The organism is Pseudomonas frederiksbergensis (assembly GCF_003732665.1).
Taxonomy (GTDB): domain Bacteria; phylum Pseudomonadota; class Gammaproteobacteria; order Pseudomonadales; family Pseudomonadaceae; genus Aquipseudomonas; species Aquipseudomonas frederiksbergensis_G.
Map to the genome: position 1 here is coordinate 1 of NZ_MOBP01000025.1, position 24534 is coordinate 24534.

21 protein-coding genes are annotated in these 24534 nt (G+C 60.8%); 13 read left to right on the plus strand and 8 right to left on the minus strand.

Annotation, left to right across the window (positions count from 1 at the left end):
• Positions 1-253 precede the first annotated feature (253 nt).
• From BK665_RS31740 to BK665_RS31755, 3 genes are all read left to right on the plus strand, one after another.
• Positions 254-736 (plus strand): MarR family winged helix-turn-helix transcriptional regulator, encoded by a 483-nt coding sequence (locus BK665_RS31740; protein WP_123410416.1) that lies wholly within the window; start codon positions 254-256, stop codon positions 734-736.
• Between the two features lie 256 nt (positions 737-992).
• A complete protein-coding gene (locus BK665_RS31750; protein WP_123410418.1) occupies positions 993-1469 on the plus strand; it encodes a (2Fe-2S)-binding protein in 477 nt (158 codons plus the stop codon).
• A gap of 10 nt (positions 1470-1479) precedes the next feature.
• Entirely contained in the window at positions 1480-5046 is a 3567-nt protein-coding gene (locus BK665_RS31755; RefSeq protein WP_375538966.1) for a molybdopterin cofactor-binding domain-containing protein, read from the plus strand.
• A 92-nt stretch (positions 5047-5138) separates the two neighbouring features.
• Here the strand turns inward: BK665_RS31755 and BK665_RS31760 are convergent, their stop codons facing one another.
• The 3 genes from BK665_RS31760 to BK665_RS31770 form a co-directional block, all read right to left on the minus strand.
• Complete coding sequence (locus BK665_RS31760) at positions 5139-5795, minus strand: TetR/AcrR family transcriptional regulator (protein WP_123410419.1); 657 nt, start codon at positions 5793-5795, stop codon at positions 5139-5141.
• Between the two features lie 53 nt (positions 5796-5848).
• On the minus strand, positions 5849-7297 hold the full coding sequence (locus tag BK665_RS31765; protein ID WP_123410420.1) for a nucleobase:cation symporter-2 family protein: 1449 nt from the start codon (positions 7295-7297) through the stop codon (positions 5849-5851).
• A gap of 286 nt (positions 7298-7583) precedes the next feature.
• Positions 7584-8477, minus strand: coding sequence for a LysR family transcriptional regulator (locus BK665_RS31770; protein WP_123410421.1), 894 nt, complete (start codon positions 8475-8477; stop codon positions 7584-7586).
• A 100-nt stretch (positions 8478-8577) separates the two neighbouring features.
• Here BK665_RS31770 and BK665_RS31775 point away from each other — a divergent pair, with 100 nt between their 5' ends.
• Together BK665_RS31775 and speB are read left to right on the plus strand one after the other, a co-directional pair.
• Positions 8578-9669 (plus strand): polyamine ABC transporter substrate-binding protein, encoded by a 1092-nt coding sequence (locus BK665_RS31775; RefSeq protein WP_123410422.1) that lies wholly within the window; start codon positions 8578-8580, stop codon positions 9667-9669.
• A 13-nt stretch (positions 9670-9682) separates the two neighbouring features.
• Positions 9683-10642 (plus strand): agmatinase, encoded by a 960-nt coding sequence (gene speB / locus BK665_RS31780; RefSeq protein WP_123410423.1) that lies wholly within the window; start codon positions 9683-9685, stop codon positions 10640-10642.
• Positions 10643-10794: 152 nt separating this feature from the next.
• Here the strand turns inward: speB and BK665_RS31790 are convergent, their stop codons facing one another.
• Positions 10795-11847, minus strand: a complete 1053-nt coding sequence (locus tag BK665_RS31790; protein ID WP_123410424.1) for an aldo/keto reductase — start codon at positions 11845-11847, stop codon at positions 10795-10797.
• Between the two features lie 190 nt (positions 11848-12037).
• Here BK665_RS31790 and BK665_RS31795 point away from each other — a divergent pair, with 190 nt between their 5' ends.
• From BK665_RS31795 to BK665_RS31820, 5 genes are all read left to right on the plus strand, one after another.
• Complete coding sequence (locus tag BK665_RS31795) at positions 12038-12754, plus strand: helix-turn-helix transcriptional regulator (RefSeq protein WP_123410425.1); 717 nt, start codon at positions 12038-12040, stop codon at positions 12752-12754.
• Between the two features lie 52 nt (positions 12755-12806).
• Complete coding sequence (locus tag BK665_RS31800) at positions 12807-13148, plus strand: nuclear transport factor 2 family protein (protein WP_123410426.1); 342 nt, start codon at positions 12807-12809, stop codon at positions 13146-13148.
• Between the two features lie 184 nt (positions 13149-13332).
• Positions 13333-14451: a cell division protein ZapE gene (gene zapE, locus BK665_RS31810; protein ID WP_123410427.1), complete on the plus strand. Its 1119-nt coding sequence runs from the start codon at positions 13333-13335 to the stop codon at positions 14449-14451.
• An 18-nt stretch (positions 14452-14469) separates the two neighbouring features.
• Positions 14470-15051: a DinB family protein gene (locus tag BK665_RS31815; protein ID WP_123410428.1), complete on the plus strand. Its 582-nt coding sequence runs from the start codon at positions 14470-14472 to the stop codon at positions 15049-15051.
• Between the two features lie 70 nt (positions 15052-15121).
• Positions 15122-15613, plus strand: a complete 492-nt coding sequence (locus BK665_RS31820) for a GNAT family N-acetyltransferase (protein ID WP_123410429.1) — start codon at positions 15122-15124, stop codon at positions 15611-15613.
• Positions 15614-15700: 87 nt separating this feature from the next.
• Here BK665_RS31820 and BK665_RS31825 read toward each other — a convergent pair whose 3' ends face one another.
• The 4 genes from BK665_RS31825 to BK665_RS31845 form a co-directional block, all read right to left on the minus strand.
• Complete coding sequence (locus BK665_RS31825) at positions 15701-15907, minus strand: hypothetical protein (protein ID WP_123410430.1); 207 nt, start codon at positions 15905-15907, stop codon at positions 15701-15703.
• Between the two features lie 346 nt (positions 15908-16253).
• Entirely contained in the window at positions 16254-18494 is a 2241-nt protein-coding gene (locus BK665_RS31835; protein ID WP_123410431.1) for a TonB-dependent siderophore receptor, read from the minus strand.
• A gap of 211 nt (positions 18495-18705) precedes the next feature.
• Complete coding sequence (locus tag BK665_RS31840) at positions 18706-20454, minus strand: phosphoethanolamine transferase CptA (RefSeq protein WP_123410432.1); 1749 nt, start codon at positions 20452-20454, stop codon at positions 18706-18708.
• 295 nt (positions 20455-20749) lie between these two features.
• Complete coding sequence (locus tag BK665_RS31845; RefSeq protein ID WP_123410433.1) at positions 20750-20929, minus strand: DUF6026 family protein; 180 nt, start codon at positions 20927-20929, stop codon at positions 20750-20752.
• A gap of 273 nt (positions 20930-21202) precedes the next feature.
• Between BK665_RS31845 and gnd the strand changes: the two genes are divergently transcribed.
• From gnd to BK665_RS31860, 3 genes are read left to right on the plus strand one after another with little or no spacing between them, the layout of a single operon-like run.
• Positions 21203-22183 carry a phosphogluconate dehydrogenase (NAD(+)-dependent, decarboxylating) gene (gnd, locus tag BK665_RS31850; protein ID WP_123410434.1) on the plus strand — a complete coding sequence of 327 codons (981 nt, stop codon included), beginning with the start codon at positions 21203-21205 and terminating at the stop codon, positions 22181-22183.
• A complete protein-coding gene (zwf, locus tag BK665_RS31855) occupies positions 22180-23703 on the plus strand; it encodes a glucose-6-phosphate dehydrogenase (protein ID WP_123410435.1) in 1524 nt (507 codons plus the stop codon). Before gnd ends, zwf begins: the two co-directional genes overlap by 4 nt.
• Entirely contained in the window at positions 23700-24521 is an 822-nt protein-coding gene (locus BK665_RS31860) for an HAD family hydrolase (RefSeq protein WP_123410436.1), read from the plus strand. The genes zwf and BK665_RS31860 overlap by 4 nt, the downstream gene beginning before the upstream one ends.
• The last annotated feature ends 13 nt before the right edge of the window (positions 24522-24534 follow it).

Below are 24534 nucleotides of genomic sequence, written 5' to 3' on the forward strand. Positions count from 1 at the left end.
GATGTTTACCTGGATGATCAGGCGGTGGTGATTGGCGGGGTTGTGGTGGCGCCTGAAGCGCCCCGGGTTCGCTGACGTCCTCACAGCCACAGGAGATCCAATGTGGGAGCGGGCTTGCTCGCGAATACGGTGTGTCAGTCGATGTAAATGCTGACTGACACACCGTATTCGCGAGCAAGCCCGCTCCCACAGGGTTATGTGCTATCCCTTCAGACCAATGTCACCCTTGAGTCCACCCGCCAACCTGTCCATCATGCCTCCCCACCACTCATCGCCTTTCGAGTCCGCCGTGCCAGAAACTCCTGATGCTTCCTACGTTTTTTCCGAACAAGTCGGGCATTTGCTGCGCAAGGCCTATCAGCGGCACATGGCGATTTTTCAGCAGAATGTCGGTGATTCCCAGCTCACCGCCGTGCAATTCGTCACCCTGTGCGCCGTGCGCGATCACGGCCCCAGCTCCCTGACTGAGCTGGTCAAGGCCACTGCCGTGGACCAGGCGACCATTCGCGGTATCGTCGAACGGCTCAAGGCCCGGGAACTGATTACCCTCGAACCCGACCCGCAAGATCGGCGCAAAGTCATCGTGGGCCTGTCCGAAGCGGGCGACCGTCTGGTGCAGCAAACCGTGCCTTGCGCCGGGAAAATCACCGAACTGACCCTGAGCAACCTCAACCCGGCAGAACGGGTTGCCGTGCTGTTCCTGCTGCGCAAAATGATCGACGACCCGCAGGACTAAGGCGCAAAACCTGTGGGAGCGGGCTTGCTCGCGAATGCGGTGTGTCAGTAGACAAAAATATTGACTGACCCACCGCATTCGCGAGCAAGCCCGCTCCCACAGTTTTTTGTGTCTGGCATCGTTTTTGCTCCTGTTTCATGTAGTAGCCACTTCACCAGTCGAGTGTGTCGCGACGCCACAACCCAATTTGGCCCGCGACGTTTTTTTCGACCTTTTGGTGTAGTGGCCACTTCATCAAACGAAGCAGGCGAAGCGAATGAGCAGCCAGGAAATCACCGTAGCGCTTGAGGTCAACGGCCTCGTCACCACCGTCACCGCCATGGCGGACACGCCGTTATTGCTGATTTTGCGCAATGACTTGCAGCTCAACGGCCCCAAGTACGGCTGCGGCCTGGGCGAGTGCGGTGCGTGCACGGTGATCATCGACGGCGTGGCGGCGCGCTCTTGCGTATTTCCCCTGGCCGGCGCGGTGGATCGGCAGATTGTCACCCTCGAAGGCCTCGGCACTCGCGCCGAGCCGCATCCGGTGCAACAAGCCTTTATCGACGAGCAAGCGGCGCAATGCGGCTATTGCCTCAACGGCATGATCATGACCACCAAGGCCTTGCTCGACCGCATCCCGCACCCCAGCGAAACCCAAATCCGCAACGAACTCTCGGCCAACCTCTGCCGGTGCGGCACCCATATCGAAATCCTTCGCGCGGTGCTGCGTGCCGCCCGCCAAATGCCTTGAAGGTGGATCAATGACCATGACTGACTCCATCCCGCTTTCCATCCCGACCCGTGACCAACTGCTGGCCAAGACTGGCGTGCTGCTGATCGTCGACGACATTTTGCCGCCCTCCGGCCCGGTGGCGAAGGGCGGTACACCGCTGATCAAACCCAAGGAGCTGGGGCTGTTCATTGCCATCAGCGATGACGGGCGCGTGTATGGGTTCAACGGACATGTGGACCTGGGCACCGGCATTCGCACCTCGCTGGCGCAGATTGTTGCCGAAGAACTCGACCTGAATCTGGATCAGGTGTGCATGGTGCTCGGCGACACCGAGCGTGCGCCGAATCAGGGCGCGACGATTGCCAGTGCGACGTTGCAGATTTCTGCGATCCCGCTGCGCAATGCCGCGGCCGAAGCTCGGCGTTATCTGCTGGTAACAGCGGCGCAGCGTTGGTCGCTCGACGCTGGTAGCCTGAAAATCGAAGCCGGGGTCATTCGCGCCGAGGATGGCCGCAGCACAACCTTCGCCGAACTGGTCCACGGCGAACACGTTGAATTGCGCATCTCCGGCACCGCACCGCTCAAACCCGCCGAAGACTATCGACTGGTGGGCAAGGGCGCTGCGCGGGTGGACATTCCGGGCAAAGCCACCGGGGAGTTGACCTACGTCCACGACATGCGCGTGCCGGACATGCTCCACGGTCGGGTGATTCGCCCGCCCTATGCCGGGCTCGATTGCGGCGACTTTGTTGGCAACAGTCTGCTGGAAGTCGATGAAGCCTCCATCGCGCATATCGCCGGGATCGTGGCTGTGGTGGTGATCCGCGATTTCGTCGGCGTGGTGGCGTTGCGCGAAGAACAGGCGATCAAAGCTGCACAGGCGCTGAAAATCACCTGGAAAACCTGGAATCAAGGCTTGCCGGATTTGAGCGATGTCGAGCAGGCGATCCGCGATAACCCACGGGTGCAGCGGGTCGTCCTCGATCAAGGCAACGTCGACGAAGCCCTGGCCAACGCCAGTCAGCGCATGCCGCGCACTTACCTGTGGCCGTATCAGATGCACGGTTCCATCGGCCCGTCCTGCGCGGTTGCGGACTACCAGCCGTCCGGCAGCCGCGTGTGGTCCGGCAGCCAGAATCCGCATTTGCTGCGGGCCGATCTCGCGTGGTTGCTGGAGTGCGAAGAAGAATCCATCGAAATCATTCGCATGGAAGCCTCCGGGTGTTACGGGCGCAACTGTGCCGACGACGTCTGCGCCGATGCCTTGCTGTTATCCCGCGCCGTGGGCAAACCGGTGCGCGTGCAACTGACCCGCGAGCAAGAGCATCTGTGGGAACCCAAAGGCACCGCGCAACTGATGGACGTTGATGGCGGTTTGAACGCCGATGGCAGCGTTGCCGCCTATGACTTCCAGACCAGTTACCCGTCCAACGGCGCGCCAACATTGGCTCTGCTATTGACCGGGCGGGTCGAGCCGATAGCGGCGATGTTCGAGATGGGCGACCGCACCTCGATCCCGCCCTACGACTTTGAAAACATGCGCGTGACCATCAACGACATGGTGCCGATTGTCCGCGCCTCATGGATGCGCGGGGTGTCAGCGTTGCCCAACACCTTCGCCCACGAGTCTTACATCGATGAACTGGCCTTCGCCGCCGGCGTCGACCCGGTGGAATACCGCTTGCGCTATCTGCACGATGAGCGCGCCATCGACCTGGTGAAATCCACCGCCGAACGCGCCGCCTGGACCCCGCGCACCGCGCCGATGCAAACCCCGAATGAGGACCAGTTGCTGCGCGGTCGCGGCTTCGCCTATGCGCGCTACATCCACAGCAAATTCCCCGGTTTCGGCGCGGCTTGGGCGGCGTGGGTCGCGGACGTGGCGATTGACCGCCAGACCGGCGATGTCTCGGTCACGCGGGTGGTGATCGGCCATGACTCGGGGATGATGATCAACCCGGCCGGCGTGCAGCATCAGATTCACGGCAACGTCATCCAGTCCACCAGCCGCGTACTGAAGGAGCGGGTCACGTTCGAAGAATCGACGGTGGCGAGCAAGGAGTGGGGCGGTTATCCGATCCTGACTTTCCCCGAGGTGCCGCAGATCGACGTGCTGATGATGCCGCGTCAGGACCAGCCGCCGATGGGCGCTGGCGAGTCGGCTTCGGTGCCGAGCGCGGCGGCGATTGCCAATGCGATTTATGACGCCACCGGCATTCGTTTTCGTGAACTGCCGATCACACCGGAGCGGGTCTTGGCCGCGCTGAATGCGGGCACCTGCGATGAACCGCCGAAGTCTCCGACCAAGCGCTCGAAATGGCTGTTCGGTTCACTGTTTGCCGCGTTCGGCGCGGTGCTGGGGATAGCGGCGACAGCGTGGCCATTCCACGGTGAAATCGCGCCGATTGCGCCGCCGAGTGCCGGCACTTGGTCGGCGGCGACTTTGGAGCGCGGACGCCTGCTGGCGGCGGTCGGCGATTGCGCGGTGTGCCACACCGCACCGGGCGGCGCGACCAATGCCGGTGGTTTGGCGATGCAGACACCGTTCGGCACGCTGTACAGCAGCAACATCACGCCCGACGTGAAAACCGGGATCGGCAGTTGGTCCTACCCGGCGTTCGAACGGGCGATGCGCGACGGCATTGGCCGCGATGGGCGCAATCTGTATCCGGCGTTTCCCTACACCGCGTTTCGCAATATCAACGACGCGGACATGCAGGCGTTGTACGCGTACCTGATGTCGCAAGCGCCGGTCAGCCAAGCGGCGAAGGCCAATGACATGCGTTTCCCGTTCAACCTGCGGCCGTTGATGGCGGGGTGGAATGCGTTGTTTCTGCGCAAGGGGGAAATCAGTGTCCAACCGCAACGCAGCGAGCAGTGGAATCGCGGCAATTATCTGGTCAACGGTTTGGGCCACTGCGCGGCGTGCCATTCGCCGCGCAACCTGATGGGAGCGGAGAAGGGTGGTGCATCGTTCCTCGCCGGAGGCATGATCGATGGCTGGGAGGCGCCGGCGTTGAACGGGTTGTCCAGGTCGCCGACGCCTTGGACTGAGGATCAACTGTTCGGTTACCTGAGCACCGGTTATTCCGCTGAACATGGCGTGGCGACCGGGCCGATGGGGCCGGTGGTCACTGAGTTGGCGAAGTTGCCGAAGGAGGATATTCGGGCGATGGCGGTGTACCTGGCGTCACTCAATGGGGCGCAGGCTGAGGCGCAAGTGGTGGAGAAAGCGACGCGCCCGGCTCCAGGTTTGTCCCTGAGTAACGGCCAGCGGGTGTTCGAAGGTTCGTGCAAGGCCTGTCATGCCGATGGCCTGGGGCCGAAGCTGTTTGGCGTGAGCCCGTCCCTGGCCACCAACACCAATGTGCACAGCGATCTGCCGGACAATCTGATCAAGGTCATTCTGCAAGGCATCGATACCCCGGCGACCAAGGATCTGGGGTACATGCCGGCGTTCAAGGACAGTTTGTCAAATACCCAGGTGGCGGAATTGGCGGCGTATTTACGCAACCGGTTTGCGGGGAATGCGCCGGGGTGGGAAGGGTTGGAATCGAAGGTGGCGTATCTCAGGGCTAATCCCGGCAGCCACTAAAAGCTTCGCGAGCAAGCCCGCTCCCACATTGGTTTTGTGAACGCCACAGATCCCATGTGGGAGCGGGCTTGCTCGCGAAGAGGCCGGCCCCGTCACCGCAAATCCAACTCAGGCAACCTCATCACCCCCCTGACCACCAAATCCTGAATAAACCCCAACCAATCCTGCTGCTGCCCCTTGTCCGCCAAATCCTCCCCCAGAAACGAACTCAAGGTATGCCGGTTGGAGTTATAGAAATAACAAAGCGAGGCAATCATCAGATACACATGCTTGATGTCCAGCACCTCACGAAACAGCCCTTGTTCCTGGCCTGCCTCAATAATCGGCTTCAACACCCCGACCGCTTCCCCCGACAACCGCCGCAACTCGCTGGACTGCTGCGCATGCTTGCCGTTATGCAAATTCTCATTGCTCAGGATAGCCACGAATTCCGGGTTCTTGACGTAGTAATGCCAAACGAACGCCACCAGTTCCTGCAACGCCACCAACGGCTGGCTCAGGTCCAGCTTCAATCGGCTTTCGGCCTTGTTGAACTGCTCGTAGGTGTGTTCCAGCACGCAGATAAACAGCTGCTCCTTACTGCCGAAGTAGTAATAGAGCATGCGGTCGTTGGACTCGGCTTCCCGGGAAATGCTCTCGACCCGCCCCCCGGAATAACCGTCGCGGGTGAATACTTTCACCGCCGCTTCGAGGATCCGTGTGCGGGTCTGCTGGGCCTGGGCGGCCCGGATACCGGTTTTCTTGTTCAACGTGCGATCAACCTTGTGCCAGACAGAGTCGCATCGAATGTAGCACGGTCCTTTCAGCGGTTCAGGCTTGGGGCTGATTCGCTGGCCGGCGGGTTTTCCATGACTTGCAGGATCGAGGCTTCCGGGTCGAAATCATCCTCTTCCAGCTCCATGAATTCCTCGGGTAGGAACACGTTCAGGATGATCGCGCACAGCGCGCCGACGGTGATCGGCGATTCGAAGATGTTGTGCAGGGCCAACGGCAACTCGCGCAACACTTCCGGTACGGCTGCGATCCCGAGGCCCATCCCCAGGGACATCGACACGATCAGCATATTGCGTCGATGCAGGCCGGCTTCGGCGAGGATCTTGATCCCGGCCACCGCCACGGTGCCGAACATCACCAGTTCCGCGCCGCCGAGTACCGGTTTGGGCATCAGTTGCAACACCGCGCCGATCATCGGGAACAGCCCCAGCAGCACCAGCAAACCGGCAATGAAAAACGCCACGTAGCGGCTGGCCACGCCGGTGAGCTGGATCACCCCGTTGTTCTGGGCGAAGGTCACCATCGGCATGCTGTTGAACACCGCAGCCATGGCCGAGTTGAGGCCGTCGGCGAGCAGGCCGGACTTGATCCGGCGAATGTAGATCGGGCCTTTGACCGGTTGTTTGGAAATCATCGAGTTGGCCGTCAGGTCGCCGGCGGCTTCCAGCGGCGACACCAGGAAAATCACCGCCACCGGCACAAACGCGACCCAATCGAAATTGAAACCGTACTTGAATGGCACTGGCACGCTCATCAGCGGCACGGCGGGCAAACTGGCGAAATCCACATCGCCCATCAGCCACGCGACGACATAGCCGAGGGTCAGGCCAATCACGATCGCGCCCAGGCGCAGGAATGGCACGTCGACCCGGTTCAGTACCACGATGGTCCCGAGCACCAGCGCGGCCAGGGCCAGGTGATGACTGGCGCCAAGGTCCGCCACGCCGAAGCCGCCGGCGATGTCGGTCATCGCGACTTTGATCAGCGACAAGCCCATCAGGGTGATGATGGTCCCGGTGACCACCGGAGTAATCAGCATCCGCAGCTTGCCGATGAACTGGCTCAGCACCACTTCGATAAACGCGGCGAAAAAACACACGCCGAAGATCGTCGACAGAATCTCATCAGTGCCGCCACCCCGGGCCTTGACCATGAATCCGGCGCTGAGGATCACGCTGATAAAGGAGAAACTGGTGCCTTGCAGGCACAGCAACCCGGAACCCACCGGGCCGAAGCGCCGAGCCTGCACAAACGTCCCCAGGCCGGAGACGAACAACGCCATGCTGATCAGGTACGGGATTTCGCTTTGCAGACCCAGCGCGCCGCCCATGATCAGGGTCGGGGTGATGATCCCGACGAAACTCGCCAGCACATGTTGCAGGGCGGCGAACACCGTGGCGGTCAGGTGGGGACGGTCGTTGAGGCCGTAGATCAGGTCGGAACGGGGCTGGGGTTTTGCGTGTTCGGATGAGGTCACGAGGAAAGCGCCAGGGGCCAGGGTCAGAAAAAGGAGGCGCAGGATGCCAGAAAACTTACAACCTGACACAAATCCCTGTGGGAGCGGGCTTGCTCGCGAAAGCGGTGTGTCAGTTGATATAGATGCTGACTGACACGACGCCTTCGCGAGCAAGCCCGCTCCCACAGGGGATTTGTATGATCGTTCCCACGCTCTGCGTGGGAATGCCTCAAGGGACGCTCCGCGTTCCAATGGGACGCAGAGCGTCCCGGGCTGCATTCCCACGCGGAGCGTGGGAACGATCAGGTCAGGTGAACGCCGCCAGCAAATCCTCTTCAAACGCCTTCTGTGCATCCCCCGGCACTTGCGCCCGATGGCGGGCCAGGTGAAATCCCACGTCGAAACTCATTTCTCCTACACGCACCGCCCGCAGCAACCCTTTGTCTTCCCAACTGCGGGCAAAGTGACTCGGCAGATACCCGACATGTTTGCCAGACAAAATAAACGCCAGCGTGCCCTCGACCTGTTCCGAACGCGCCGAACACAACTTCCCCTGAAACGGCTCATCACTGCGCAGAAACCGATAAGGATGGTCCACCCGGTCACAGGTCTGTAGCGCTTCATCATCCGGCGCCTCGTTGGTGAACAACGGATGCCCCGGCGCGCAGTACAAATGCTGGGTTTCGCTGAACAACTCGCGGTAGTCAAAAGCACTCTGCACCTGTGAGAAATAACCAATCGCCAAGTCCAGCCGCTGTTGCAGCATCAGCCGCTCCATTTCACCGGGCATGGCGCTGATCAGTTCGATGCGCACCGACTCATCCCGCTCGCGAAAGCGCCGGATCGCATCGGCCACCCGTAGCAGCACCGATTGATCGAGGGCTTCGGACAAGCCCAGGCGCACTTCACCAATCAAACGCCCGGCGACGCCGTTGGATTGGTGTCGGAAGGCTTCGATGGACTCGAACAGTCCGCGAATGGCGATCAGCAACTGCTCACCCTTGGGCGTAACCCGGAAACCACCCTTGCCGCGACTGCACAGCCGATAACCGAGGCGGGTTTCCAGCCTGGCCATTTGCTGGCTGATGCTCGACTGGCTCAAACCCAGTTCACCCTGGGCCGCGCTAAAGCCGCCGCATTCCACCACGCTGACAAACAGGCGCAACAGTTGCAGGTCCAGATCGTGGAGTTGGCCGAGCATCACATTACTCCTGGGTAAAGTCAGGTTAACAAACTTGGTATTTTTCCAATGTATCCGACGGCGCACGCTGCAACCACTCCAATAAAGTCAGGTGCTCGTGATGCCTCCTCTTCTCAAGCTGTGTTTTCCCGCATTGTTATTGGCTCTCGCCGCGTCGGCCCAGGCTGAGGAGAAAGTCGTCAACCTCTACAGTTGGGCCGATTACGTGGCACCCGAAACCCTGCAGCGTTTCGAGCAGGAAACCGGCATCCACGTGCGCTACGACACCTTCGATTCCTCGGAAGTGCTGGAAACCAAATTGCTCACCGGCGGCAGCGGTTATGACGTGGTGGTGCCGTCCTCCAGCGTTTTGGCCCGTGGTCTGGCGGCCGGCGCATTGAAGGCGATTCCTCACGAAGGCCTCAAGGGTTACGCCAACCTTGACCCGGACTTGCTGGAAAAACTCGCGGCGGTCGATCCCGGCAACCGCTACGGCGTGCCCTACACATGGGGCACCCTGGGTTTGGGGATGAATGTCGAAGCGGTGAAGCAGCGCTTGCCGAACGTGCCGCTCAACAGCCTCGACCTGCTGTTCAAGCCTGAATACGCCAGCAAACTCAAAGACTGCGGCATTGCCATTCTCGACTCGCCCCAAGAGGTGATCGGCCTGGCGCTGCATTACCTCGGTAAAGATCCCTACAGCACCGATCAGAAAGATCTGTCGGCCGCCGAAGCTCTGTTGCATCAGCTACAGCCGAATGTGCTGTACGTCGCCACCGGCCGGCAGATCAGCGACTTGGCCAACGGCAGTGTGTGTCTGGCGCTGACCTACAACGGTGACGCGAGCATGGCCGCCGATCAGGCGCGCAAGGCCAACAAGCCGTATGAAGTGGCGTACCGGATTCCCAAGGAAGGCACGCTGGTGTGGCAGGACAACCTGGCCATTCCCAAGGATGCGCCGCACCCCGAAGCGGCCCGTGCCTTCATCGAATTCATGCTGCGTCCGGAATCCGTCGCTGCGCTGACCAACACCCTGTTCTTCGCCACGGCCAATACCGCCGCCACGCCCCTGGTGGACGAAGCGGTGCGCACCGACCCGGATATCTACCCACTGGCCGACGTTCGCGACCGTTTGTACGCCGACCGCAGCATGAGCCTCAAGGACATGCGCCAGCGCACCCGCCTGTGGACCACTTTCCGTAGCCGCCAATAATAAGGAACTCACCATGGATGTCCCTGTGCAAAACGACCAGGCCATGACCCGCGACAGCCTCTACGGCACTGCCGCCGAAAGCACCTACGCCGGCATCACCAGTTTCATGCGCCGGCGCTACAGCCGCGACTTGCGCGGGGTCGATGTGGCCGTCAGCGGCGTGCCGTTCGACACCGCCACCAGCAATCGTCCGGGTGCGCGTTTTGGGCCGCGTGGCATTCGCGCCGCGTCCACCGGGATCGCCTGGGAACGCCACTGGCCATGGACTTTCGACCCGTTTGATCACTTGGCAGTGATTGATTTCGGCGATTGCGACTTCGATTACGGCTCGCCGCACTCGATCCCGGAAAGCATCGAAGCCCACGCCGAGCACCTCCTGAGCGCCGGCAGCGCGATGCTGACGTTTGGTGGCGATCACTTCGTTACTTATCCGCTGCTCAAGGCCCATGCGCGCAAACATGGCACCTTGTCGCTGATCCACTTCGACGCCCACAGCGACACCTGGCCGGACGAGGAGGGCAAGCGGGTCGATCACGGCACGATGTTCTGGCACGCGGCCAAAGAAGGTTTGGTCGATCCGTCGCGTTCGGTGCAGATCGGCTTGCGCACCACCAACGACGATCACATGGGGTTTCAAGTGCTGGATGCGCGGCAGGTGCATCGCCAGGGGTGCGAAGCGATTGTCGAGGCGATTCGGGCGCGGGTCGGGGATAACCCGGTGTACCTGACGTTTGATATCGATTGCCTGGATCCGGCGTTTGCGCCGGGCACCGGGACGCCAGTATGCGGCGGCTTGAGCACGGTGCAGGCTCTGGAAATCCTCGGCGGCTTGCGTGGGATGAATTTGGTGGGGATGGACGTGGTGGAAGTGGCGCCGGCCTACGACAGTGCGGACATTACCTCACTGGCAGCAGCGACCTTGGCCATGGAAATGCTGTGCCTGTATGCGGCCAGACACAAAGTCGACAAGTAATACGCAGTTCAAAAATGTGGGAGCGGGCTTGCTCGCGAAAGCGGTGTGTCAGTGGACAAATATGTTGACTGACACGACGCCTTCGCGAGCAAGCCCGCTCCCACATGGAGTGTGGAGATCCGGTAGGAGCGAGGCTTGCCCGCGAAGCTTTTTCAGGCCACCGGAATCTTCGGCAAATCCAGCGTTTCAACCCCGGTATACCGCGCCACCGACCCGGCAATCATCGCGTGGGGCACGCCCGGTTCCACGGCGCTGCTGCCATCCAGCCGCGCCAATTGCTCATCATTCAACTGCACACTCAATGCGCCCAGCGTTGCATCCAGTTGCTCGCGAGTGCGCGAACCCAGGATCGGAATCAACGCCGTGGTCGAACGTTTGGCTTTCTCACGCAACCAGGCAATCGCTACGTGGGTCGGGCTCGAATCCATTTCTGCAGCCACCGCCAGCAACGTATCCAGCAGCGCCGTTTCCCGGGCGCTTTTCTCGGAGTGGATCAACATGCCGAGTTTGGCTGCACGGTTGTTTTCATCGTTGGTGCGGTACTTACCGGTCAGGAAGCCGCCGCCCAGTGGCGACCACAAGGTTGCGGCCAAGCCCAGGGCTTCGGCCATCGGCAGCAAATCCCGTTCGGCGGTGCGCTCGGCCAGGCTGTATTCGGTCTGGATTGCAGCAATCGGCGAGAAGCCGCGCACTTCGGCCAGCACGTCGGCGCGAGCGATGCGCCAGGCCGGGAAGTTCGACAAACCGGCATAGTGGATCTTGCCGGCCCGCACCAGGTCATCGAAGCCCCGCAGGATTTCCTCCATCGGCGTCACGCCGTCGCTGATGTGTGCCCAGAACAGGTCGATGTGGTCGGTCTTCAGGCGCTTCAGGCTTTCTTCGGCGGCGCGGACCATGTTCTTGCGGTTGTTGCCGGTGAAGGAAATAGTCGCCGTGCGATCAGTGCCCATGGTGTATTTGGTGGCGATGACCAGGCGATCCCGTTCGGCGGCAATAAACTCGCTGAGCATGCCTTCCGATTCGCCGCCTTGATAACCGTTGGCGGTGTCGATGAAGTTACCGCCGGCTTCCAGGTAGCCGTCGAAAATCCGTTTGGCTTCATCGCGCTCGGCGCCATGGCCCCAACCGGTGCCGAAGTTGCCGGCGCCCAGCGCCAGTTCCGAAACCCGCAAGCCGGTTTTGCGGCCAAATACTTTGTAATGCATGGGAGGACTCCTGAAGGAAAGCGTCGGGGTTGAATATAAATGTCCAGCAACATGTATTTAATATGATGCGAGTAATATCCAGCGTCAAGGCGCTTTTTCCAGGGGTGATAAAAGGGCGAACACTCCTGCCAGTTTCTGACAGCAGCCTTTGCTAAGCTGCGAGCACTTTTGCCAACAGAGCGTACCGATCGTGTCGCGAACCACTCGCTTACTGACCTTGCTCCAAGTGCTGCGGGGTAAAAGCCGTCCGGCGACCGCTGCGACCCTGGCCAGCGAACTGGAGATTTCCGAGCGCACGTTGTACCGCGACATCGCCGAACTTACCGCCCTCGGCGCACCGATCTATGGCGAGGCGGGGATCGGTTATGTGTTGCGCAGCGGCCTGTTTCTGCCGCCATTGATGCTCAACGCCGACGAAACCGAAGCCATCGTGCTCGGTTTGCGTTACGTCGATCAGCGCGGCGATGAGGTCTTGAGCAAAGCGGCGGCGGATGCCCTGGCGAAGATTGCCGCCGTACTGGCGCCCGAGGCACTCGACGCGTTACACAACCCGACGGTGCTGCCCGGCCCGCCGGGTTTCGGCTTTGCGCAAAACGCGGTGCCGCTGAATGTGTTTCGCCAGGCCATCCGTAATCAGGCCAAGTTGCACATCGATTACGCCGATGCCAACCAGGTGCCGACCCAGCGCTTGATCTGGCCGCTGGCGCTGGGCTTTCTCAACGAGGTGCGGATCATCGTCGCCTGGTGCGAATTGCGCATCGCCTACCGAACCTTTCGCACCGACCGGATTTGCGCCGCGAGTGAGCTGGACGAGCGTTATCCGGGCCGACGCAGCGACCTTTTGCGCACCTGGCGCAAACTGATGCAACTGGATGAAGCCGGGCGCTTCACTCCTGACAAGAACTGACACAGCACTGCTTTAGCATGGCTCCAGAATCACACAACAAGGAGCCTTCACCATGTCTAGCCCAGCCTCTTCACTGGCCCCGGCCATCGCCGCTTACATCGCCGCCGCCAATGCCCGTGACACCTCGCGGGTCGCCAGTTTTTTCGCTGAAGATGCCAACGTCTTCGATGAAGGCGAGCACCAGGTCGGCACCCACGCCATCGCCCAATGGATGCAAGACACCGCGCAACGCTACGAGCCTCGGGTCGAAGTGCTCGACGTGCAACTGCGTACCGGCAAGGTCCTGGTGCACAACCTGATCTCCGGAACCTTTCCCGGCAGCCCGCTGGAACTGCGCTACACCTTTCGCCTGAACGAACAGGGCAAGATTGCGCGGCTCGACATCTCCCTCTAACCCCATCCCGATTAAAAATGTGGGAGCGGGCTTGCTCGCGAAAGCGTCGTGTCAATCGACACATGTATTGACTGAGACCCCGCCTTCGCGAGCAAGCCCGCTCCCACAGGGGAGGGATTTGTGGTGTTTCAAATAGTGGGGCGACTGGCATACTGCGTAGCTTCAGCCCTGAAGCGCGGCCCCTATGACTTTCGATTCCCCGTTAAGCGCCTGGCAGCACGCCGTTGAACACAAGGGTTTCATCCAGGACGAGGCCCAGGAACACGCGGTCTGGGCCCTGCAAAAGTGCCACGAAGCCTTGCACGAAGGACACAAGTCGATCACCGGTGTTTACCTCTGGGGCCCGGTGGGTCGGGGCAAGACCTGGTTGATGGACCAGTTCTACGAAAGCCTGCGGGTGCCGGCCCGGCGTCAGCATTTCCACCATTTCATGGGCTGGGTGCATCAGCGTTCGTTCCAGTTGACTGGCACCGCCGATCCGCTGAAGGCCCTGGCCCGCGAACTGGCCAAGGAGGTGCGGGTGTTGTGTTTCGATGAGCTGTTCGTCAATGACATCGGCGACGCGATCATTCTTGGTCGTCTGTTCCAGGTGATGTTCGACGAAGGCGTGGTGATGGTGTCCACGTCCAACCAGCCGCCGGATCAGCTGTACGCCGACGGCTTCAACCGCGACCGCTTTACCCCGGCCATCGAGGCGATCAAGCAGCACATGCAGGTGATCGCGGTGGATGGCGGCGAAGACCATCGCCTGCACCCCGGCGCGGCGTTGCAGCGCTATTGGGTGGGGGCGCTCGATCAGCCCAGCGGCTTGGCCGAAGCATTCAAGGCCCTGACCGTCGGCCAATCGGTGTCCGCTGATCCGATCCAGGTTGGCTATCGCAGCGTCCATGTGGTTCAGGCCAGCCCCACGGTGTTGTGGTGTCGCTACGCCGATCTGTGCGAGCAACCCTTTGCCGCCATGGACTTCATGGCCCTGTGCGACACATACAGCGCTATTCTGATGAGTGAAGTGCCGAACCTGAGCGCGCAGAAACGCGAAGGGCGGATCGCCCGGGGCACGGAAGACGGGGTGGAGCGGGTTGTGGCCGGTGACCGGGATTTGCCGCAATTGTCGGTGCATGATGACGGCGTACGGCGCTTCATTGCCCTGGTGGACGAGTGCTATGACCGCAAGGTGCCGCTGTATCTCGAGGCGTCGGTGCCGATGAACGCCCTGTACACCGAGGGCTACCTGGAATTCCCGTTCCGCCGCACCCTCAGTCGCCTGCAGGAAATGCAACTGCAACGCTTCGCCGACGCTTGAGCACCCGGAGGTGCGACGATGAATCAGCCTTTGTCCCACCATTTGCTGACCATGGCCTACCAGAATGCCTGGGCCAACCATCGACTGGCCAAGGCCTGGGGCCAGTTGAGCGCGACGCAATTGACGGCGGCGCGGGTCAGTTTCTTCCCCAGCATCGTCGCCACCCTCAATCACATCCTGACCTGCGACTGGTTCTATGTGGATGCGCTGGAACGCGAATTGCGCGGTGACGTGCCGCATCCTGACTGCTACGTGTTTTTCAAGGACCAGCAACCGTTCACGGATGCCGATGACCTCAAGCGCGAACAGGCCAGCGTCGACCGGCGGCTGATCGCCTACTGCGAACAACTGCGCGATGCCGACCTCGGACAAATGGTCACCATCGCCCGGGATACGCCGCAGCACGACAGCCGTTTGCGCATGCTGTCCCATCTGTTCGAACATCAGATCCATCATCGCGGACAAGTCCACAGCATGCTCAGTGGCACGTCGGTCAAGCCGCCGCAACTGGACGAGTTTTTCTGCGCCGGTGAAGCAGCGTTGCGAGCACAGGATTTTGCCGAGCTGGGCTGGACCGAAGATTTGATCTGGGGGCGTTAAGACCGGGTTGTCGCCACGCCATCGTCGCGCTAATGTCCGGGGCCAATTTGCTGTGTGATCGAGGCTGGAAATGGAATTCGCGGAAATACTGGTACTGCAGGCCAGCTACACCAACCCGATTCACGCCGAGGCCATTTGCCTGGTGTTGAACAATTACGCCGAAGACCCGATGGGGGGCGGCGAACCGTTGGACGCCGATGTATTGCGCCAAGTGCCAGCGGAACTGGCCAAGCGTCCTTATGCATTCAGCGTTCTGGCGTTTGTGGGCGGTGAGCCGGCGGGGCTGGTCAATTGCTTCGAAGGCTTCTCGACCTTCGCCTGCCGGCCACTGGTCAATGTGCACGATGTGGCGGTGGTGCCGAAGTTTCGCGGCTTGGGCCTGAGCCAGAAAATGCTGCAGAAGGTCGAGGACATCGCCCGCCAGCGCGGTTGCTGCAAGATCACCCTCGAAGTGCTGGAAGGCAACGATGTGGCCCAGGCGTCCTATGCCAAGTTCGGCTTCGCCCCTGGCATGTTCGACCCGGCCCATGGCCGCATGCTGTTCTGGATCAAGGCGCTGTAGATCCCGGGCATAAAAAAGGGCGTCCGTCAGGACGCCCAAATGTTTCAACTCTGGCGACGGAGCAGGGGCCACCAGAGGTCCATCGATTCAGTTTCTGTAGGTTTCGGTCACTTGCGCGGTTTGATCGTCCGGAACCCGCAGCTCACCGTTTTGGCGATGATCGCTTTGGGGTTGCGCGCTGTGGACCGGGAAGTTGTCCCAGTGATGCTTCATCCGTTCGGCACCGCCTTCGGCAAATGCACTGGCGGAACCAACTAGGAGCAGGCTGGCGAAGATCAGGCTGACTGGTTTCATGGTGAATCTCCCACTAAGAATGACGGGGTGCCTTTCATCCGTGATTCGAGGGCGTGGGCGCAGTATCGGCAGACCCTATTAAGTCTGAGTTAACGCCGATCAACTTGTGGGAGCGGGCTTGCTCGCGAAGGCGTCAGGACATTCAACATCTCTGGCGACTGTCCGGCCGCTTTCGCGAGCAAGCCCGCTCCCACAGTTGATCTGTGGTGTACCGGGTATTGCGTTCGACGCAGATCCCTGTGGGAGCGAGCTTGCTCGCGAAAGCGGTGTGTCAGGCACCATCCATGGTGGATGGGCCATCGCCTTCGCGAGCAAGCCCGCTCCCACAATAGATTGCGGGCAGGTCTTAGAGTTTCCAGTCCAGGCTCAGCGTCACGGTCCGTGGGTCGCCCCAGAACACGCCGTTATAAAAACCGACGTTGTCGTAATACTTTTTATCGAACAGGTTATCGACGTTCAGCGAGGCGGACAGGTGCCGGTCGAACGCGTAGCGCGACATCAGCTTGACCACGGTGTAGGCCCCTTGGCGGATTTTCGCCCGTTCGGTGATCAGCTCACCGTCGGTATCGCGGCCGATCGGGCGGTTGGAGTTGCCCCAGATATCGCTCTGCCAATTCACCGCGCCGCCCACCGTCAACCCATGCCATTGCCCAGGCAGGCGATAGGCCGTGGACAGGCGCAACAGGTTCAACGGTTCCGCCGTATTGGCCCGCTGCTTGTCACCGCTGGCCGCGTGGGTGTAGGTGTAGCCGGCGGTCATGTTCCAGTCGGGCATGACTTCGCCGGAGACTTCCACTTCAAAGCCCTGGACCTTTTGCCCCTTGCCCCCGGATTTGTAGAACTCTTCACCGGTCGCCGGGTCCGGCGGCACCGAATCATCGAGCTCGGCAACGTTGTCCTGCTTGCTCCAGAACAGCGCCGTGGCAACGTTCAGGCGTTCGTCCAGCAGGCTGCCCTTGAGGCCCAATTCATAGTTGCTGCCGACCACCGGTTCCAGGTATTTGCGGTTGGCATCGCGGTTGTCCTGGGGTTTGAAAATGTCGGTGTAGCTGACGTAAACGGTGTACTGCGGCGTGAGGTCGTAGAGCAGCCCGGCGTAGGGCGTCCAGATATCGTTTTGCGCTTGGGCCGTGGTCTCGGCGCGGGTCAGTTGCAGGTCGTCGTTGAACGCGTATTCGTTTTTCGAGGATTTCCAACTGCCATAGCGGCTGCCGAGCACGGCGTGAAATTTATCGGTCAGGGTGAGCCGGGTGGCGAGGTAGCCGGCCTTCTGCAGGGTTTTGTCCGATGAGCCGGTGCGGTTGGTCACCGTGTCGGGGAACTTGGCGATATCGCCCATGTATTTCCAGTCGGGAATGTTGCCGTACCCGTCGGGGACATCGCCCGGCACCGTGTAGGGCGATTCGGAGCTGCGTTCGGCTTCGCCATAGCCGAACATCAATTCGTGCTCGCGCCCGAACAACGCGTAAGGGCCTGCGACGTTGAAGTCATAGGCCTTCATCTTCTGTGTGCCGAGCATGTGCCCACGGTAAGCGAGCATGCCGCTGCGATCATCATTCGGGAAGCCACCGCCGCCGTAGTAGACCTTGCCGTCGGTATCACTTTCGCGGTGGGTGTAGGCCGCTTTCAGATGCCAGCCGCCGCCCAGTTGCTGATCGAGGTTGGCGAAGGCGGTCTTGTCTTTCAGCGGCCAGGAACTCCACGAAGTGGCCATGTTGGTGGAGCGACCGAGGTTGGCCTTGCCACCGGAGGCGTTCCAGTAGGGCACCGTGCCCCAGGACGTACCCTGGACCTGTTTGTCCTGATAGTCGTAACCCACCGCCAGCAGCGTGTCGTCGGTGAGATCCGCCTCAAGCACCCCGTAGCCGACTTCCCGCTGCGACTGGTAATGGTCGCGGAACGACTGGCTGTCGCGATAAGCCAGCACGCTGCGCCCGCGCAAACGTCCGTCGAACGCCAGCGGCCCGCCGACATCCACGTAGCTGTAGTAATCGTCATAGCTGCCGCCACTGACGCCGGTCTGGGCCTGCCACTGCGCGGTCGGGCGCTTGCGCACCATGTTGATGGTGGCCGACGGATCGCCCGCACCCGTCGTCAGCCCGGTGGCACCGCGAACCACTTCGATGCGGTCGTAGATGATCGTGTCGGAGTCGGACTTCATCCGCCCGAAGGTATTGAGCATCCCGTCAATCTGGAAGTTGTTGATCTCATAGCCACGGGACGAATAGCTCACCCGGTCGGAGTCATTGTGCTGCACCACTACTCCGGTGGTCTGGCCCATGGCTTCGGACAAGGTGCCGAGCTTGAAGTCGTCCATTTGCTGGCGAGTGACCACGGACACCGATTGCGGCGTTTCCTTGATCGACAGATTAAGGCGGGTCGCAGTGCTCATGGCGCCGGTGGTGTAGGACTCGGTGTGTTCGGTGGTGCTGCCCAGGCCTTCGGCAGTGACGCTGGTGGCGGCGAGCTCCAGGGCGCTGCTCGCCGGATCCTTGTCGGGATCGGTTTCGGCCAGCAAATCCGGGCTTATGGCTGCACTGCACAGCCCGAGGGTCAAGGTCATGGAACGGGTGATAGGCGCGAACATCGCAGCCGACTCCTTGTCTTCGAGGGAAAATTTCCGTTTGCTCAAAGACGAAGGGGAGAGGGGAGATTTAGCGATAAACGAGAATAATTATCATCGGAAGGCAACCTGTAGGAGCGAAGCTTGCTCGCGAAAGCGGTGTGTCAGGCAACATCCATAGTGAATGTGCTGACGTCTTCGCGAGCAAGCTTCGCTCCTACAGGAGGTTGCGGGGTTATTGCTTGACCACTGCCGGTGTTTCCACAACCGCTGCCTTTGGCTTCATCAGGCTGAAATCGATCAGCGGACGTTCCTGGCGCTCATACGGGTTGCCGATCATCAGTGGTCGCGGCTTGAAGCTGTCGCTGACCAGGCTTTTGCTGCGGTCCAGTTCATCGAAACTCAGGCCGGCCATATCGGCCCAGGTGTGGATCAACTGCGAGCTGCTGTAAGGGCGGCTCAGGTCGGCGGCAAAGTTCCAGTCGTGGGTTTCACGCCACTTCGGCGAGGCCCAGGCCATGAACGGAATGGTGTACATCGGCGCCGTCGGCTTGTTCTCGTTACGCCCCAGGGTGTTGTGGCCCGGAGAGTCGAACACGTCTTCGCCGTGGTCGGAGAGGTACATCAGGAAACCGTTCGGATCGACCTTGGCGTAATCCTTGATCAGGCTCGACACCACGAAGTCGTTGTACAGCACCGCGTTGTCGTAGCTGTTGTAGGTCGGCACTTCGGCGTCTTTTACGCCGGCCGGAACCCCGGTGCGGTCCTTGAACTTGTCGAAGGTTGGCGGGTAACGGTACTGGTAGCTCATGTGCGTACCGAGCAGGTGCACGACGATCAACTTGTGCGCCGCCGGATCCGTCAGGGCCTTGTTGAACGGCTCGATCACGTCGCCATCGTACTGGGCGGCGTTCTGGTTGCGGTTATTGTTCAGGTACACCTGCTCGTCAGCCTGTTCGGAGAACGTGGTGAGCATGGTGTTGCGCTTGGTCATGGTCTGCTGGTTGGTGATCCAGAAGGTCTTGTAGCCCGCCTGTTTCATCATGCTGACCAGCGACGGGGTCGACAGGTAAAGGTCCGGGTTCTCTTCGTCGGCGAAGGTCAACACCTGTTGCAACGCCTCAATGGTGTAGGGGCGCGGGGTGATGACATTGTTGAAGATCGCCAGTTGATCCTTGAGCTTGTCCAGTTCCGGGGTGGTTTCCCGGTTGTAACCGTAGAGGCTCATGCGCTGACGGTTGGTGGACTCGCCGATCACCAGCACCAGGGTCGACGGTTGGTCGGCCATGGTGTTCTTGAGGTTTTTCAGCGGCGCGATCTTGCTTGCGCTGTCGAGCATGTCTTGCATGCCGGCCAGGGTATCGAGGTAACGGTGATAGGCCACGGCCATCTGCCACGGCACTGCCGGCTCGATGCGGGTTTCGAACTTCTCGAAACCGCCGGCGAAACTGCCGGTGCGGGCGGTTTGCTTGATCAGCGGATAACCGACCACCGCGATCAGGATGGCGGTCGCAGCCACCAGCGCACGTCCGCGGGGCATGTACACCGGGCGCAGGCGGGTCCAGAGGAAGTAGGCGAACGCGGTGTGGGCGAGGAACGCGAACACCATCCACCAGGCAAAGTACTGGGTCATGTACTCGCCGGCTTCAGAGATGTTCGACTCGAACATGATGAAGATGACGCTCTGGGAGAACTCCTGCTGATAGATGAAGAAGTAGCCCAGGCTGGCCATGGAGCAGGCCCACAGCACGACGCCGATCAGCGCGGCCAGCAGGCGGGTACGTTTGGGGAATAACAGCATCGGCGCGAGCCACACGGCACTCATCACGAATGCCTGGCGGAACCCGGTGAAGCCGGAAGTGCCGGTCAACTGGATCAGCAGTTGGGTTATGCCGGAAAAGTACCAGAAGAACACAAATAGCCAGATGAACCCGGCCCAATCGAAACCTGTCGCAGACGTTTTGCTGCGTTTGAGCAATGCCATTAAGAACGTACTCCCACCGGCGTCATGGATTCACCAGCGTCATAAAACGAACCTATGAGAAAGCGCTGCACGAGAACCGAACAGCCACAAGGATCGGGAGTATCGCTAGACGGATGTGAAAACTTTGTGAGTTTCGTTCAGGAGCGCGACAGGAAGCGCCGGCGTGAATGGCTTTTCATGTGGGAGCGGGCTTGCTCGCGAAAGCGCTGGGTCAGTTGCATAAATGCTGACTGACAGGACGCCTTCGCGAGCAAGCCCGCTCCCACAGGGAATGGTGCGGGGTAGTGAAGGAGATTCAGGCGCTTAGCGATGGCATCGGTTGCCCCGACAGCTGAGCCTGTTGCTGCAACAATTGCCGAAGCTGTGTCACCTGTTGCTTCAAGGTGTCACGCTCGTCTTTCAATTGGCGCAGTTCATCACGACGAATCGTGACGTAGAGAGTTTGTGGGGGACGTGCGGTAACGATTGTGTCCATTGCTCACCTCGCAAATGGCCTGCATCAACTGTGATTGTGTCGTTCTTGCAAGCGACACCCTCACTATCGGCGCCGATTTTGATTTCTTTTGCCTGTGAATGGAACTTTTTTATTTTTCGCGGTCGGTGTGTCTTTAGCACGATTCCCGACGTTATCAGTCTGGATCGGGCACAATGCCCGGAAACTTCATCCCGGCGCTCTGGACTAACCCACATTAGTCGCGTTGGGCTATAACCTTTGACACACATTATTTGTAGTAAGGAGCATCAGCACATGCAACTCGGGATTATTGGACTGGGCCGCATGGGCGGTAATATTGCGCGGCGCCTGATGCTCAACGGGCACACCACCGTTGTTTACGACCGCAATACCGCCTTCGTCGAAAACCTGGCCAAAGAAGGCTCCACAGGCGTCGCCGACCTGCCGGCCCTGGTGGCTGGCCTGGCCAAGCCGCGTGCAATCTGGGTCATGCTGCCGGCCGGCGCACCGACCGAAGACACCATCGAAACCCTGAGCAACCTGCTCGAAGCCGGCGATACCATCATCGACGGCGGCAACACCTTCTACAAAGATGACATCCGCCGGGCCAAGACCCTCTCGGAGAAAGGCCTGCACTACATCGATGTCGGCACCTCCGGCGGCGTGTGGGGCCTGGAACGCGGCTACTGCATGATGATCGGCGGCGACGCCGAGACCGTGAAGCGCCTCGATCCGCTGTTCGACAGCCTGGCCCCGGGCCTGGGCGACATTCCGCGCACCAAGGACCGCAAGTCCGATGACGATCGCGCCGAACGCGGCTACATCCATGCCGGCCCTGCGGGCTCTGGCCATTTCGTGAAGATGATCCACAACGGCATCGAATACGGAATGATGCAGGCCTTCGCCGAAGGCTTCGACATCCTCAAGACCAAATCCAGCGAAAACCTGCCGCAAGATCAGCGCTTCGACCTCAACGTCGCCGACATCGCCGAAGTCTGGCGTCGTGGCAGCGTGGTGTCCTCCTGGCTGTTGGACCTGACCGCCGATGCCCTGGCCAGCGATCCGAAGCTCGAGGGTTACTCCGGTTCCGTGGCGGACAGCGGTGAAGGCCGCTGGACCATCGAAGCCGCCATGGAGCAATCGGTGCCCGTTCCGGTACTGTCTAACTCGCTGTTCTCCCGCTACCGTTCACGCGGCCAAGGCACGTTTGGCGACAAGATCCTGTCGGCCCAGCGCTTCGGCTTTGGCGGCCACGTAGAGACTCCGAAAAAATGACCAATACGATCCGCAGGAAATCCAAGGCAGAACCCGCACCACCGACCACGCTGTTCCTGTTCGGTGCCCATGGTGACCTGGTCAAGCGTCTGTTGATGCCGGCCCTGTACAACCTCAGTCGCGACGGCCTGCTGGGCGATGGACTGCGGATCATCGGCGTTGACCACAACGCCGTCAGCGATGAAGCCTTCGCGCAAAAGCTCGAAGACTTTATTCGCACCGAAGCGGCGAGCAAGGTCGGCAAGGGCGATCAACTGCTTGATCCGGTCTTGTGGGCCAAGCTCGCCAAAGGCATCAGCTACGTCCAGGGCGACTTCCTGGACGACAGCACTTATCAAGCCCTGGCGGCGAAAATCGCCGCCAGCGGCACCGGCAATGCGGTGTTCTACCTGGCCACCGCGCCGCGTTTCTTCAGTGAAGTGGTGCGCCGCCTCGGCAGCGCCGGTTTGCTGGAAGAGACGCCCGAAGCCTTCAGAAGGGTGGTGATCGAAAAACCGTTCGGCTCCGACCTGGCGACTGCCGAAGCCTTGAACGCCTGTTTGCTCAAGGTGATGTCGGAGAAGCAGATCTACCGGATCGACCATTACCTGGGCAAGGAAACCGTGCAGAACATTCTGGTCAGCCGGTTTTCCAACAGCCTGTTCGAAGCGTTCTGGAACAACCATTACATCGACCACGTGCAAATCACCGCCGCCGAGACCGTCGGCGTGGAAACCCGTGGCAGTTTTTACGAGCACACCGGCGCCTTGCGAGATATGGTGCCCAATCACCTGTTCCAGTTGCTGGCGATGGTGGCCATGGAACCGCCGGCCGCGTTCGGCGCCGATGCGGTACGTGGCGAGAAAGCCAAAGTGGTCGGCGCGATCCGGCCCTGGTCAGTCGAAGAGGCGCGGGCCAACTCGGTGCGCGGCCAGTACGCCGCCGGTGAAGTCGATGGCAAACCGTTGACCGGTTATCGCCAGGAAAACAACGTCGCCCCCGACAGCACTACCGAAACCTATGTCGCGCTGAAGGTGATGATCGACAACTGGCGCTGGGTCGGCGTGCCGTTCTACCTGCGCACCGGCAAGCGCATGAGCGTGCGCGATACCGAGATCGTCATCTGTTTCAAACCGGCGCCGTACGCGCAGTTCCGCGACACCGAGGTCGATGAGTTGCAGCCGACCTACCTGCGGATCCAGATCCAGCCCAACGAAGGCATGTGGTTCGACTTGCTGGCCAAACGGCCGGGGCCGGCGCTGAAAATGGCCAACATCGAGTTGGGGTTCGCCTACAAGGACTTCTTCGAAATGCAGCCGTCCACGGGCTACGAGACTCTGATCTACGATTGCCTGACCGGCGATCAGACGCTGTTCCAGCGCGCCGACAACATCGAAAACGGCTGGCGCGCCGTGCAGCCGTTCCTCGACGCCTGGCAGCAAGACGCGAGCGTGCAGAGCTATGCGGCAGGCCAGGACGGCCCGCAAGCCGCCGAGGACCTGCTGACCCGTGATGGCCGCGTATGGCACAGCCTCGGATGAGTGAAGCCACGCACCAACCCATCCGTTTTCTGCTCAGCGACATGGACGGCACTTTGTTGCGGCCTGATCACAGCCTGAGCCCGCGCACCATCGACGCGGTCCGCGCCTTGCGTGAGGCCGGCGTGCTGTTCAGCCTGGCCACCGGCCGCCCGCCGAAAGCCATGTTGCAACAGATTGAAGCCCTGGGCGTCGATGTGCCGACCGCTGCGTTCAATGGCGGCACCATCGTCAACCCCGACGGCAGTTTGCTGGTCGCCCATTACTTGCCGGCGACGGCGGCCCTGACGGCGCTGGCATTGTTTGCCGACCGGCCGGACATCGAAATCTGGGTGTTCAGTGGCGGTGACTGGCTGCTCAAGGATCCCCACGGCCCGATGGTTCCCCGGGAGCAACACGGGCTGGGCTATCCGCCGGTAGTGGTCGAGAGTTTTGAACCGTATCTGGAGCGCATCGACAAGATTGTCGCCACCAGTAACAACACTGACTTGTTGATCGAACTGGAAGCGCTGTTGCTGCCCAAGGTTGAAGGCCAGGCCCAGGTCTCCCGGTCACAGCCGATTTACCTCGACGTGACCGCTATGCAAGCCAACAAGGGCGCGGCGCTGGCGACACTGGCCGAATTCCTTGGCGTGCCGCTGGAGCAAACCGCGGCGCTGGGCGATGGCGGCAATGACCCGGCGATGTTCCATCGCGCCGGGTTGTCGATTGCCATGGGTCAGGCGGAAGAAGCAGTGAAGCGCCAGGCGGATGTGGTCACCGCTGCCAATACCGAAGACGGCGCGGCGCAAGCGATCGAGCAATACATCCTCCCCAAATAAAACCACCAAACCC